Source organism: Pseudomonas sp. MDT1-17, from assembly GCF_054898105.1.
The window spans coordinates 209,705-222,986 of record NZ_JBUBVM010000001.1 but is presented as its reverse complement, the minus strand read 5'-3'; the positions used below and the strand labels follow the sequence as shown (position 1 = coordinate 222,986).

At 60.8% G+C, this 13,282-nt stretch carries 13 protein-coding genes; 2 read left to right on the top strand and 11 right to left on the bottom strand.

Features of this window, described 5'->3' with window-relative positions:
• Positions 1 to 21: 21 nt before the first annotated feature.
• The gene (locus ACYZTX_RS00925; protein WP_462032569.1) at positions 22 to 405 is read right to left on the bottom strand and encodes a DUF6124 family protein; all 384 of its coding nucleotides are present in this window, start codon (positions 403 to 405) and stop codon (positions 22 to 24) included.
• Between the two features lie 572 nt (positions 406 to 977).
• Between ACYZTX_RS00925 and ACYZTX_RS00920 the strand changes: the two genes are divergently transcribed.
• Positions 978 to 1,361, top strand: a complete 384-nt coding sequence (locus ACYZTX_RS00920) for a helicase (protein WP_123408677.1) — start codon at positions 978 to 980, stop codon at positions 1,359 to 1,361.
• Between the two features lie 109 nt (positions 1,362 to 1,470).
• Here the strand turns inward: ACYZTX_RS00920 and ACYZTX_RS00915 are convergent, their stop codons facing one another.
• The 7 genes from ACYZTX_RS00915 to exbB all read right to left on the bottom strand — a co-directional run bounded on the left by ACYZTX_RS00915 (position 1,471) and on the right by exbB (position 8,722).
• Complete coding sequence (locus tag ACYZTX_RS00915) at positions 1,471 to 1,728, bottom strand: hypothetical protein (protein WP_462032568.1); 258 nt, start codon at positions 1,726 to 1,728, stop codon at positions 1,471 to 1,473.
• Positions 1,729 to 1,871: 143 nt separating this feature from the next.
• Positions 1,872 to 3,272, bottom strand: a complete 1,401-nt coding sequence (locus tag ACYZTX_RS00910) for an aminoacyl-tRNA deacylase and HDOD domain-containing protein (RefSeq protein ID WP_462032567.1) — start codon at positions 3,270 to 3,272, stop codon at positions 1,872 to 1,874.
• Positions 3,273 to 3,350: 78 nt separating this feature from the next.
• The gene (gene recG / locus ACYZTX_RS00905; RefSeq protein WP_462032566.1) at positions 3,351 to 5,426 is read right to left on the bottom strand and encodes an ATP-dependent DNA helicase RecG; all 2,076 of its coding nucleotides are present in this window, start codon (positions 5,424 to 5,426) and stop codon (positions 3,351 to 3,353) included.
• 9 nt (positions 5,427 to 5,435) lie between these two features.
• Positions 5,436 to 6,365: a LysR substrate-binding domain-containing protein gene (locus ACYZTX_RS00900; RefSeq protein WP_462032565.1), complete on the bottom strand. Its 930-nt coding sequence runs from the start codon at positions 6,363 to 6,365 to the stop codon at positions 5,436 to 5,438.
• Between the two features lie 219 nt (positions 6,366 to 6,584).
• Positions 6,585 to 7,334: a TonB family protein gene (locus ACYZTX_RS00895; protein ID WP_462032564.1), complete on the bottom strand. Its 750-nt coding sequence runs from the start codon at positions 7,332 to 7,334 to the stop codon at positions 6,585 to 6,587.
• Complete coding sequence (gene exbD / locus ACYZTX_RS00890; RefSeq protein ID WP_008150131.1) at positions 7,331 to 7,759, bottom strand: TonB system transport protein ExbD; 429 nt, start codon at positions 7,757 to 7,759, stop codon at positions 7,331 to 7,333. Before exbD ends, ACYZTX_RS00895 begins: the two co-directional genes overlap by 4 nt.
• A 6-nt stretch (positions 7,760 to 7,765) precedes the next feature.
• Positions 7,766 to 8,722: a tonB-system energizer ExbB gene (gene exbB / locus ACYZTX_RS00885; protein ID WP_462032563.1), complete on the bottom strand. Its 957-nt coding sequence runs from the start codon at positions 8,720 to 8,722 to the stop codon at positions 7,766 to 7,768.
• A 189-nt stretch (positions 8,723 to 8,911) separates the two neighbouring features.
• Here exbB and ACYZTX_RS00880 point away from each other — a divergent pair, with 189 nt between their 5' ends.
• Positions 8,912 to 9,769: an SDR family oxidoreductase gene (locus ACYZTX_RS00880; protein WP_462032562.1), complete on the top strand. Its 858-nt coding sequence runs from the start codon at positions 8,912 to 8,914 to the stop codon at positions 9,767 to 9,769.
• A 140-nt stretch (positions 9,770 to 9,909) separates the two neighbouring features.
• Here ACYZTX_RS00880 and ACYZTX_RS00875 read toward each other — a convergent pair whose 3' ends face one another.
• The 3 genes from ACYZTX_RS00875 to spoT all read right to left on the bottom strand — a co-directional run bounded on the left by ACYZTX_RS00875 (position 9,910) and on the right by spoT (position 13,234).
• Positions 9,910 to 10,650: a hypothetical protein gene (locus ACYZTX_RS00875; protein ID WP_462032561.1), complete on the bottom strand. Its 741-nt coding sequence runs from the start codon at positions 10,648 to 10,650 to the stop codon at positions 9,910 to 9,912.
• A 73-nt stretch (positions 10,651 to 10,723) separates the two neighbouring features.
• Positions 10,724 to 11,104, bottom strand: a complete 381-nt coding sequence (locus ACYZTX_RS00870; RefSeq protein ID WP_003229509.1) for a RidA family protein — start codon at positions 11,102 to 11,104, stop codon at positions 10,724 to 10,726.
• 24 nt (positions 11,105 to 11,128) lie between these two features.
• Positions 11,129 to 13,234, bottom strand: a complete 2,106-nt coding sequence (gene spoT, locus ACYZTX_RS00865) for a bifunctional GTP diphosphokinase/guanosine-3',5'-bis pyrophosphate 3'-pyrophosphohydrolase (protein WP_008150141.1) — start codon at positions 13,232 to 13,234, stop codon at positions 11,129 to 11,131.
• Between the last annotated feature and the right edge of the window lie 48 nt (positions 13,235 to 13,282).

Sequence of the window (13,282 nt, the reverse complement as noted above, 5' to 3'; positions counted from 1 at the left end):
TGGCGCGCTCCTTGTTCCTGCTTACACCTTCGCACGATGCTCCGCCGGATCCGGCGAATCAATATGGTCCAGCGCTCGCTCCACTAACAGATGCACACCGACCGCCATTCTGCTGAGTGCCAGTGCGACGGAGCGGCGTGAGCCTTCTACACTGTCGGCCAGGTCGGCGGCGATGGCGCTGATGGACAGCAGGTCTTCTGAGGCGTTGGTCAGGAGGGTTTCGGTGTGTAGGTCGGGAGCGACGATGAAGAGGTCGCCATTGCGACGTTTAGGTTTTTTATCCGCGGGTGTGCCGAGGTGAAGATCGAGGGCTCGTTCGGCGGCTTCGTGGAGTTTTTTGGAATCGAAGGATTCGTAGGGGGATGTGTCTTCGTGTTCGGGGGGATTCGGTGTTGGCTTGATCATAGGAATAATACCGAGATTTAGGAGCTAACACCGTTTCGCTTGCTTCGAAAGAGGTGGCAGCTGTGCATAGGTGTGCAAGACCGACTCGGTAACCGGCAGACCCGGAGGTCTCCCACACACAGCTGCCATAACAATTCGCGAGCATAAGAAAACGCTCGATGAATAGCCATAACCGATTGCATGCCGAGGCGGACTTGCACGTCCGTGTCACCGATTTTGCGGCGACCACCAGAGACTATCGGTGATACCGAAGACTGCCTAGTTCACGGACAGCCCGGCGTGTTGAAGGAAATGTCCGAGAGGTTTGAGGGGATCAAGATCAAAAGATCGCAGCCTTCGGCAGCTCCTACAGGATTGTGTTTCTTCAGGTGTAGGGAAGGTGTTGAGAGGTGACGCGGAGCGTCACGGGATGCATTCCTTTGCTGCGCGTGGGGACGATCAGGTTGGCGTGACTTGGTAGTCATTGGCGTCAAAAAGGCCTACATCTTCTTCTAACGCAACCAGACAGTGGCGTTCTCGCTTGAAGCCGCTACACTGCGCCGGCCGTTCATTTTCCTTTTGAGGCTGTGCGCATGAAATTTCGTTTTCTTCTGTGGATGCTGGGTTTGTTGATGGGTAAGGCCAGTCGGACTAATCCTGCGTTTCAGCAGCAGTTGGGTGACAAGGAATTGGTGTTTCAGCTACAGACCCTGGACGGGAAAGTGGCGCGGCATTTCTTTGTGAAGGATCAGCGCATTACCAGCAAGTCTGGTGTGTATGCGGAACCGGCGTTTGCGATTGCCTTTAAAGACGCGGCGTATGGCTTTGCCACGATGCAGGCGAAGAACAAGCAGTTGGCGTTTATGACGGGGATTCAGGATAAGTCGATTCAGATCAAGGGCAACCCGGCGCTGGTGATCTGGTTTCAGGGGTTGACCAAGTATTTGAAGCCGAGGAAGGCGAAGCCGAAGGCATAGGTCCTTCAGGTAGCTCGCCGGGATTCTTAGCCTCTTCAGCCATCCGACTTAGGAGGCTCGCGGGCATCGAGTGGCTGGGCGGTCTCTAAGTCGCTGAGCGGATTAAAACTCATGCGCTACGTTTCTGCGCACGCCTCTCCTGAAGGTAGCGCCCTTGCAGCGCCAGGATCTCAAACTTGCTTAGAACACCTTTTCTCTTGAGATTGACGAGCAACTGTTCGATGCCATCCAACTCAACGACATCGCCAGTCATACGGGTAATGATCACGGCCATACGGCTCGTGCCATCAGGATCAGCGGTAACCTTGTGATCTTTAGCAAGTTTGCGGATTTGACTTGCAACACTGACAGGCGCTGTTTGGGTCATCGGAAGCGCTCTATTTGCAGTCGAATCATAGCGGGGCGCAGGTTTGAGGTGATCAGATAAACCGCGGTGGATTCTTCGCGAGCAAGCCCGCTCCCACAGGATTTAGGTGATCCCTGTGGGAGCGGGCTTGCTCGCGAATGCTGCTAGGGCTGAGTGAATTGCGAAGCCAGTTCGCGCAGCAACACTTCAGCCTCAAGCACTTTGCTGACGACGTCATTGGCTTTGTCGCGCGTCAGGCCGACGCGTTCCAGCAAGGCGTCCGGGATGTCTTCATCTGGCCCGGAGCCGACGCCACGGCTACGCAACAAACGCACAGCCAGGCACACGAGGTTTGGGTACTCGGCGTAATCGCCGTCGTAGCTCGGGTCGTGCTGGAAGCGCAGGGCGGTGGCCAGTTCATCCGGCATGTCCCAGTAGCGCATCAGCCACGAGCCGATCTGTTCGCGGCTGATGCCCAGCAGGTGTTGCTCGACGTAGCTGTGGCACAGGTGCGGGTTGACCTCCAGGTGGCGGCAGATCAGTGAGAAGTGCGGCGGGAACACGTGGGCCAGCAGCAAGTAGCCGAAGTTGTGCAGCAGGCCGGCGAGGTAGGTCAGGCCGGCTTCCGGGCGCTGGGCGCGCGGCATGGCGCGGGTCAGGCCTTCGATGACGGCGGCGGTGTAGATCGATTGCTGCCAGTACGGCGTGGTGTGTTGCGGATGGTCTTTTGGCAGGCTCAGGGTTTTGCCGAGGGCCAGGCCCAGCGCCAGGTTGATCACCAGGTCGAAACCCAGTACCCGGACGATGGCGTCTTCTACTGAGCGAATCTTGCCCGGCGACGCGTAGTACGGCGACGCCGCCCAGCTCACCACCTGTGCGGCCAGGGCCGGGTCGGTTTCGACGACGCCAGTGATGTCGTCGATGGTAGCGTTGGGGTCGACGCGCAGTTTGATGATTTTCTGCGCGGTCTCGGCCAGCGGCGGAATTTCGATGGTCTCTTCCAGACGCTGCTGGATACGCCGCGCGGTGAACGCTTGAACGGCCTGGGTGATTTCCTCACGGTCATCGTGAGGGCGGTCGAGGTTTGGGCGAATGCTGGTCAGCGCTTCGCCGAAGTTGGCGGCGCTGGCCTTGGTCAGCATGGTTTTGAAGTCTTCGCTGGTGACTTCCAGCAACACGCCGGGCTCGCCTGAGTTGATCAGCAACTTCGGTTCGCGCAGCAGGCTTTCGTCATACAGGCACGGTGAACTGGTGAGCGCCGGCATGCCGGGCAGCAGGCTCAGGTTGTGTTTGCCGAGCATCTTTACCAGGCGTTCGGTGGACACGGCGGTGAGGCGGCGGCCGGTCAATTCGGCGAGGCTATTGAGGTCCAGCAATTGGCTCTGCGGAAACAGCACCATGAGCGTGCCCACGGCGTCATCAAGTAGAACTGCCTGCACTTTGCGTGCGGCGTTCAGGCCGTGATGGTCGAGGACTTCTTCGTGGGCGATACCCAGTTTGCCCAGCATCAGCCGAATAACCGACGGAGCGTGCGGGGTGGCGGGTGCGAGGGCAACTTCGGTCATGGTCTGTATCCGTTTTAAAACAATGGCAGGAGTATAACCAGCTTGCTCAGAACGAGGGTTCAGAAACTGCGACGGTGCTCACACTTGGCCGTATTGCTGCCCATGACGTAGCCAGCGGTCGAGCAGCGGGCTGACGTGATCCGGCCAGCGCTCAAGTAAAGCCTGGGCGGCGTCGCGCACGGCGGGCAACAGATCGGCGTCGCGCATCAGGTCGGCGACCTTGAATTGCAGCAGGCCGGTCTGGCGCGTGCCGAGCATTTCGCCGGGGCCGCGCAGCTCGAGGTCTTTTTCGGCGATGACAAAACCGTCGTTGGTTTCGCGCATGATGCCCAGTCGCTGACGACCGATTTGCGACAGCGGCGGATGGTAAAGCAGCACGCAATGGCTGGCCGCGCTGCCTCGACCCACACGACCGCGCAACTGGTGCAATTGCGCGAGCCCGAGGCGTTCGGGGTTTTCGATGATCATCAGGCTGGCATTGGGCACGTCGACGCCGACTTCGATCACCGTGGTCGCGACCAACAGTTGCAAGTTGCCGGCCTTGAATTCGGCCATGACGGCGGCTTTCTCGACGGGCTTCATGCGACCGTGGATGAGCCCGACCTTCAGCTCGCCGAGGGCGGCGGTGAGGTCTTCGTAAGTGGTTTCGGCGGCCTGGCAGGTCAGCTCTTCCGACTCTTCGATCAGCGTGCACACCCAATAGGCCTGACGTCCTTCGGCACAGGCACCGCGCACCCGTTCGATGACTTCGACGCGTCGGGTATCGGTGATCAGCACGGTGTTCACCGGGGTTCGACCGGGCGGCAGTTCGTCGAGGATCGAGGTGTCGAGGTCGGCGTAGGCGCTCATGGCCAGCGTCCGCGGAATCGGTGTCGCGGTCATGATCAGCTGGTGCGGGCACATCCGCCCGCCGACGCCTTTCTGTCGCAACGCCAGGCGCTGTTGCACGCCGAAGCGGTGCTGTTCGTCGATGATCACCAAGGCCAGGTTCTTGAATTTCACCTCGTCCTGGAACAGCGCATGGGTGCCGACCACCATCGGTGTGCCGCCAGCAATCTGCTCCAGTGCGGCCACGCGGTTCTTGCCTTTGAGCTTGCCGGCCAGCCACGCGACTTCAATGCCCAGCGGTTCGAGCCAGCGTTTGAAGGTGATGAAATGCTGCTCGGCGAGAATCTCGGTGGGCGCCATCAGTGCCACTTGATAACCGGCCTCCAAGGCCTGGAGGGCGGCGAGGGCAGCGACCACGGTTTTACCGGCGCCCACGTCGCCCTGAATCAGCCGCAACATGGGCTCGTGCTGATTGAGGTCGTAAGCGATTTCGTTGCCGACCCGTTGCTGAGCGCCGGTCGGCGTGAAGCCAAGATTGGCCAGATACTGGGCCGGTAGCCGGGTGGCATTGGGCATCGCCGGCGCGCGCAGGGAACGCATGCTCTCGCGCAGGCGCTGCTGGGACAGTTGATGCGTCAGCAGTTCTTCGAAGGCCAGACGGTGCTGCGCCCAGTGATGACCGAGGGCGAGTTCATCGACATCGGCATCGGCGGGCGGGTGATGCAGGTAGCGGATCGCATCGGCCAGCGGCGCCAGTTGATAGTCCCGCGCCAGCTCGGTCGGCAGCCAGTCGGGCAGGCTGGTGGGGCCGAGCATCGTCAAGGTCTGCATGCACAACTGGCGCAAGCGCTGCTGGGTCAGGCCTTCGGTGAGCGGGTAGACCGGGGTCAGGGTTTCATCCACCGGCGGCGGCTCGTCGCCGGTGATGGCGCGGTATTCCGGGTGATAGATTTCCAGCCCCGACGCACCGGGCCGTGCTTCACCATAGCAGCGAATCCGCGTGCCGCGTTTGAGGCCTTCTTTCTGGGCGTTGCTGAAATGGTAGAAACGCAGGCTGAGCCCGCCGGTGCCGTCCTGCAGGCGCACCACCAGGCTTCGGCGGCGGCCCATGACCACGTCGGCGCCGCTGACGGTGCCTTCGATCACGGCGTCCTGGCCCGGTCGCAAATGGCCGATCGGGACCACGCGCGTTCGGTCCTGATAACGCAGCGGCAGGTGGAATAGCACGTCCTGGAGATTTTCCAGGCCGACCTTGGCCAATTTCTCGGCCATGGCCTCGCCGACACCCTTGAGTGCCGTCACCGACACTTGCGACAACTCGGTCATGGCAGCGACTTAGGCCGCAACCACCGGTGCTGACGGCTTGGCCACCGAGCACAGGCGAATGGAGTCAGCGAGGATTTCAATCGCCTTCGGCCGCGGGAAGCTTGCGCGCCAGGCGATGGCCACGGTGCGGAACGGCACCGGGGGCGTCAGTGGGCGCACTTCGATCACGCCGGGGGCGTAGTGATGGCTGTCGACGGCCGAGAGCGGCAGGATCGAGATTCCCAGGCCGGACGCAACCATGTGGCGGATGGTTTCCAGGGAACTGGATTCCACCGTGGTGTGCTTGGCGCCGTCGTTGCCTTTGGCCAGGGTCGGGCACGCTTCCAGCACTTGATCACGGAAGCAGTGGCCTTCGCCGAGCAGCAGCAGGCTCTTGTCGTTGAGCAGGCTGGCGTCGATGGATTTTTTTTGGGTCCAGGGGTGCTGGGCCGGCATCAGGACGTAGAACGGCTCGTCGTAGAGTTGCAGGGTCAGCACGTCGGCTTCGTTGAACGGCAGGGCGATGATGATCGCGTCGAGCTCGCCGTTGCGCAGTTTGTCGCGCAGCACGTGGGTGAAGTTTTCTTCGATGTACAACGGCATCTGCGGGGCGACCCGGTGCAGTTGTGGAATCAGGTGCGGAAACAGGTACGGGCCGACGGTGTAGATCGCGCCGACTTTCAGCGGGGCGGTCAGCTGGTTCTTGCCGGCCTGGGCCAGTTCGCGGATGCCTTGGGCCTGCTCCAGGACTTTCTGCGCCTGGGCGACAATGCCTTCGCCGACCGGGGTCAGGCGCACGGCACTCTTGCTGCGCTCGAAAATCAGCACACCGAGTTCGTCTTCAAGCTTTTTCACGCCCACCGACAGGGTCGGCTGGCTGACATGGCAACGCTCGGCCGCGTGGCCGAAGTGCTGCTCTTGAGCGAGGGTAACGATGTAGCGTAATTCTGTAAGAGTCATAGCAAGCATCCATGAAGTTGCGAGCCAAGCATACCGGCTGCAATCGATAGACGCACGTTATCAGACTGAGTGTGTTGAGTGACACCGGGCGATGCGGGTTTGCCGCTGGCGGATATGCAAAAGGCAAAAAAGATCGCAGCCTTCGGCAGCTCCTACAGGGTGTATGTCAATCCCATGTAGGAGCTGCCGCAGGCTGCGATCTTTTGATCTTCTGCTGTTTTAGCGCCGGCGTTTTTCCAGCGAGTAAACAAACGGTGCAACGATTTCGATGGAGCCGTTGTTCAGCATGTCGGCCGGTGGCTTGGGCAGCGGCTGGGCGCGTTTGATCATTTCCAGGGTGGCCCGGTCCAGATCAGCAGTGCCAGAGCCGCCTACCAGCTCGAACGACAACACGTTGCCTTCGGCATCCACGACGAAGCGCAGACGGTTCATGCCTTCCTTGCCCCGTGCCTGCGCACTGGCCGGGTACTTCTTGTACTTGGCCAAGTGAGCGAGCAGGGTGCCTTGCCAGCTGGCCTTGGCCGCTTGCTGGGCCGGTGATGGACCCGGTGCCGGTTGTGCAGATTTCTCCGTGGGTGCCTGAGTCGGTTGCGCGTCGCTCGGTTTTTCCTCGGACGGCTTCTCTTTAGGCGGTTCCGGTTTTTTCTCCACAGGCTTGGGCGGTTGAGGCTTGGGCTTGGGCTTGACCGGTTTCGGCACGGCAATCTCGGCCTTCGGCACTTCAGCCAGTTTCGGGATCGGCAGTTCTTCCACCGGGGCGGGTGGCTGTGGCGGCGTTATGACCTTCGGCGGTGCCGGTGGTGGCGGGGCCGGAACCGGTGCCAACTCGACCATCATCGCCTGCGGCGGCAGCTCGATCGGTGGGCGTGACGTCCAGTTCAGCGCCAGCGCAATGGCCAGCGCATGGACGCCCAGCACCACGGCCAGGCTCGCGCTGTAACGCGTCAGCTTTTGGCGCGTCGTGATCATTTCTTGACTGCCGTCTCGAGTCCGACCAGGCCCACCTTCAGGTACCCGGCGGAGCGCAGGTTGTCCATCACGCTCATCAGGTCGCCGTAGTCGACGCCTTTATCGGCCTGGAAAAAGATCGTCGTGTCTTTCTTGCCCTTGGTCCTGGCGTCCAGAGTGGCGCCGAGTGCTTCGGCCTTCACTTCGTCTTCGCCGAGGAACAGGCGTTGGTCAGCCTTGACGCTGAGGAACACCGGTTTTTCTGGCCGTGGTGCCGGTTTGGCGCTCGAGGCGGGCAGGTCGACCTTGATGTCCACGGTGGCGAGCGGCGCCGCCACCATGAAGATGATCAACAGCACCAACATCACGTCGATAAACGGCGTGACGTTGATTTCGTGGTTCTCGGCCAGATCGTCGTCTGCGCCTTCTTTCAAATGCAGGCCCATGGCCGATTACCCCACTTTCACCATGTGCGGTTGCGAGCTGCGCTCGGGCGGCAGGTGGTCGAGGTCGCGGCTGACCAGCAGCAGGACTTCTGCCGAAGCATCGGACACCTGCGCCTTGTAACCGGCGATGGAGCGGGCAAAGACGTTGTAGATCACAACGGCCGGAATCGCGGCAACCAGGCCCAGCGCGGTCGCCAGCAGGGCTTCGGCGATGCCGGGAGCGACGACGGCGAGGTTGGTGGTCTGGGTTTTGGCGATGCCGATGAAGCTGTTCATGATGCCCCACACGGTACCGAACAGACCCACGAACGGTGCGGTGGAACCGATAGTGGCAAGCACGCCGGTGCCGCTGCTCATGTTGCGACCGCAGGCTGCAACGAGACGCTCGAGGCGGAAACTGACGCGTTCCTTGATGCCTTCTTTCTCGCGGCTGTTGGCCGACAGCTTCATTTCTTCCAGTGCATCGTGCACCAGCAAGTTGGCGAGGGTGCCGGCCTTGGTTGCCGAAGCGCTGGCTTCCTTAAGGGTGGCGGCTTTTTTCAGGTGGGCGATTTCAGTGCGCAGACGACGCTTGGCGCCCATCAGCTCGAAACCCTTGGCGATCCAGATGGTCCAGGTGATGATTGACGCGATGGCCAGACCGATCATCACGATTTTCACGATGATGTCGGCGTTCTGGTACATGCCCCACGGCGACAGGTCGTGGGCCATGCCCAGGGAGTTGTCGGCTTCGAGGACTTCAGGAGCGTCTTCGGCGGTGGTGTCTACGGCTTGGGCCTGGGTAACGGTCGGTGCGGCGTGATCTGCTGGCGCTTGAGCCGCAGTGGCGGCCGGAGCGGCTGGCGCTTGTGCGTCAGCGAACGCGGCGGTCGGCGCCAGCATCAGGCTGAGCAGCAGGGCGGCCACCGCGCTCCAGGCGCGAGGTCGTTTGGTTGGCGAAGCGGGGAATTGATTGCGTGTCATGCTGGCCGGACCTGAGAGAAAAAGACGGTAAATGTTCTTCCAGGCCTCGTGAGGCCGAGAACAAAAGTGGCAGGCATTATTGCAAGTAATTCTTGTTAACAAAAGTAATAGAGTATCTTTTTTTCCTTCATTGCTAGCCGCTCGCCCTTTGCCGGCGCTAGTCTGTACCTTTCTGATGGGAGTTTTCTGATGTCCGCGCCCTCTGTTTTGATCGCCGGTTGCGGTGATGTCGGCAGTCGTCTGGCCACGCAATTGGTGGCTTCCGGGTGGGAGGTTCATGGCCTGAGGCGTGACGTCTCGCGCCTGCCCGAGGGAGTCATTGGTGTTGCCGGCGACTTGTTCAATGAAGACTGCCCGGCGACTTGGCCAGTGGGTGCGGTGGATTACCTGGTGTATTGCGCGGCCGCCACCGATCACGATGAAGCCGGTTATCGCGCTGCTTATGTGCAGGGCTTGCAGCATGTGCTTGAGTGGCTGGACGACTACGGTCAGGTGCCCAATCGACTGCTGTTTGTTTCCAGCAGCAGTGTGTATGGCCAGCAGGATGGCGAGTGGGTCGACGAGACTTCGCCGACCATTGCAGCAGGCTATTCAGGTCGGTTGATGCTGGAGGCTGAGCAAGTGGCACTCCAAAGCGGCATCCCGGCGAGCATCGTGCGCTTGACCGGCATTTATGGCCCGGGGCGCGAATGGCTGTTGACGCAGGTTCGCAGGGGTTATCGCGTGGCGATCGATCCACCGTTGTACGGCAACCGCATTCACGCCGATGACGCGGCGGGGTTGATGGCATATCTGCTTGAGGCGGATCGGCGTGGGGTGGCGCTGGAGGACTTCTATATAGGCGTCGACGATGCGCCGGCACCGCTGGCGGAAGTGGTGGGCTGGTTGCGTGAGTACCTGGGCGTGACCGAATGGGCTGAGGATGCGAGCGTGCGGCGCACGGGCAGCAAGCAGTGCAGTAACGCACGGGCGAAGGCTTTGGGCTGGACGCCAAAGTATCCAAGCTATCGCGAAGGCTATGCCGCGATTCTCGAAGGCCGCTGCTGACTTCCAGTCACCCTAAAACAACTGTGGGAGCGAGCCTGCTCGCGAAGGGGCTGTAACATTCAACATTTCTGTCGACTGTTACACCGCTTTCGCGAGCAGGCTCGCTCCCACATTAGATCTTCGTTGCAGCTAAGGCCGGGTTACTGCTTTTCCAGCAACCACTTGCGCTCGCCCGGCGTGAACGACGGCATCTCGTCCGCCTGAGCGGTGTTTACGGCCTGGAGAATCTCCAGTTCTTTGCCCTTGCGCGCAAAGATCCAGGTATTGCCCTGGCCATTCGCTTGCAGCCACATGTTGTCGTTACCGCTGCTCATCGAAGCGCAATCACCGGCCAGACACAAGGCATAGCGATCCGCACCCGGCAGGCCGGCAACCTGGCCGTCAGCCTGGAATTGCACGGTATTGCCTTCACCGGGACCGCTGACGACTTTCCAGCTGCCGCCCATGTAGGCCGAATACAGCGCGCGCTCGAAGCTGGCGCCGATGGGGGCGCCGTCTGGCACCTGAAGCTGCGCGCGGTCGAAGACTTGCTCCGGCTCGTTGTCGTTGGCGGCCTGGCTCAATTGCTTGCCGTCACGCTTCAACTCGCTGGCGGAGCTGCCATAAAAGTCGACCTTCCAGGCACCGGACTCTTCGCCCAGCAGCTTGCCGTCGACATTTTCAAAACCATTGGTGTAGCGGGCCTGACCGGCCTTGGTGTTGACGTCCCATTCCAGGTTCGGGCCATAAGCCTGGAGCGCTTCGCGCAAGGGGCCGCCTTTGGATGCGGCATCGATCGCCGACTGATTGATCCAGGTGCCGCTGATATCACGATCGGCAGGGTTGCTGGCACAGCCGCCCAGGAACAGGGCGAGCAGCGAGAGAACAAGCGCTTGGCGCATGGTGAAATCCTTTCAGAACGCTTTCTATACATACGGCAGCGGCGCAGCCTGTTGAGGGCTGCGCCGTACGCATTTACTCGATGACCAGAATGGCATCCATTTCAACCTGCGAACCCTTTGGCAGGGCCGCAACGCCGATGGCGGCGCGGGCAGGGTAAGGCTGGTCAAAGTACTTGCCCATGATCTCGTTGACCTTGGCGAAGTGGCTCAAGTCGGTAAGGAAGATGTTCAATTTGACGATGTCCTTGAACGAACCGCCGGCTGCTTCGGCCACGGCTTTGAGGTTCTCGAACACCTGGACGGTCTGGGCTTCGAAGCCTTCAACCAGTTCCATGGTTTTTGGGTCCAGAGGAATTTGACCCGACATGTAAACGGTGTTGCCAGCCTTGATCGCCTGGGAGTAAGTACCGATGGCGGCCGGGGCCTTGTCGCTGGTGATAACTGTTTTGGTCATGAATGACTCCTTGTAATGAGTGGCTTACGCACGCATGCGGGTGATGCGAATCACCCCGGTCAGGGCGCGCAATTTCTTGATCACGCGGGCCAGGTGCACGCGGTCATGCACGCTGACCACCAGTTGGACCACGCTGATGCGACCATCGCGTTCGTCCATGCTGATTTTTTCGATATTGCCGTCGGCCGCGTTGACGCTGCTGGCCAGCAGAGCGATCAGGCCGCGCTGGTGTTCCAGCTCGACGCGCAGCTCGACATTGAATTCGCCGGTGACATCCTTGGCCCACGAGAGCTGGATGCATTTTTCCGGGTTGTGGCGGATTTCGCTGATGTTGCGGCAGTTGTCCAGGTGCACGACCATGCCTTTGCCCGCGGACAGGTGGCCGACAATCGGGTCGCCCGGGATCGGTGTGCAGCACTTGGCGTAACTGAGCACCAGGCCTTCGGTGCCACGAATCGCCAGCGGACCTTCCGCGCTTGGCAGCTGTTCGCCTTCGCCCAGCAGTCGGCGAGCCACCACGTAAGCCATGCGATTGCCCAGGCCGATGTCTTCGAGCAAGTCTTCGATCAGTTCAAGACGGTACTCGGTGAGCATCGCCTTGACGCGCTCGGCCGCGACTTTCTCCAGCGAGCTGTCGAAGCCATTCAGCACTTTGTTCAGCAGGCGCTCGCCGAGGCTGATGGATTCGGAGCGGCGTTGCAGTTTCAGTGCATGGCGGATATGGGTCCGCGCCTTGCCGGTGACCACGAAGTTGAGCCACGCCGGGTTCGGCCGCGCGCCGGGGGCGCTGACAATCTCGACCGTGGAACCGCTTTGCAGCGGCTCGGACAGCGGTGCGAGACGACGATTGATCCTACAAGCAATGCAGCTGTTGCCCACGTCGGTGTGCACCGCGTAAGCGAAGTCGACCGCCGTGGAGCCTTTAGGCAGCTCCATGATCCGGCCTTTGGGCGTGAACACATAGACCTCGTCCGGGAACAGGTCAATCTTGACGCTCTCGATGAATTCCAGCGAGTTGCCGGCCCGTTGCTGCATCTCCAGCACGCCTTTGACCCACTGGCGAGCGCGGGCGTGAGTGCCTTTTGGCTGCTCGTCGCCGCTGGATTTGTACAGCCAATGCGCGGCGATGCCGTTGTTGGCCATCTCTTCCATTTCACGGGTGCGGATCTGGATCTCGATCGGAACACCGTGCATGCCGAACAAGGTGGTGTGCAGCGACTGGTAGCCGTTGGCCTTGGGGATCGCGATGTAATCCTTGAAGCGCCCCGGCAGTGGTTTGTACAAATTATGCACAGCACCCAGCACGCGGTAGCAGGTATCGACCTTGTCGACGATGATCCGGAACGCGTAGACGTCCATGATCTCGTTGAAGGCCCGACGCTTGCCGCGCATTTTCTTGTAGATGCCGTAGAGGTGTTTCTGACGACCGCTGACTTCGCCCTGGATTTCATCAATAGCCAGGCAGTGGCTGAGTGATTCTTCGATCTTGTTGACGATTTCCTTGCGGTTGCCCCGGGCGCGTTTGACCGCCTGGTTGATCCGTGCGGAACGCATCGGGTGCATCGCCTTGAAGCCCAGGTCTTCGAATTCTATGCGGATGGCGTGCATGCCCAGCCGGTTGGCGATGGGCGCATAGATTTCCAGGGTTTCCTTGGCGATCCGTCGGCGTTTTTCGCCGGACAGGACCTCCAGCGTGCGCATGTTGTGCAGGCGGTCGGCGAGCTTGACCAGGATCACGCGAATGTCGCGCGCCATGGCCATGGCCATTTTCTGGAAGTTTTCGGCTTGGGCTTCGGCTTTGGTCTCGAAATTCATCTGGGTCAGTTTGCTGACCCCGTCGACCAGTTCGGCCACGGTTTCGCCGAACTGCGCTTGCAGCGCTTCCTTGGCAATACCGGTGTCTTCGATCACGTCATGCAGCATCGCAGCCATCAGGCTCTGATGGTCCATGTGCATGTCGGCAAGAATATTCGCAACCGCGAGTGGGTGCGTGACGTACGCCTCGCCGCTACGGCGGCGTTGGCCGTCGTGGGCTTGTTCGGCGTAGAAGTACGCTCGGCGGACCAGGTTGACCTGGTCCTTGCCGAGGTAGGTCGATAAGCGATCGGCGAGGGCGTCTATGCTCGGCATGATGAATCCTGCCGTTCGCTGTGACCCCGCGCCGTGCTACGTCGACCA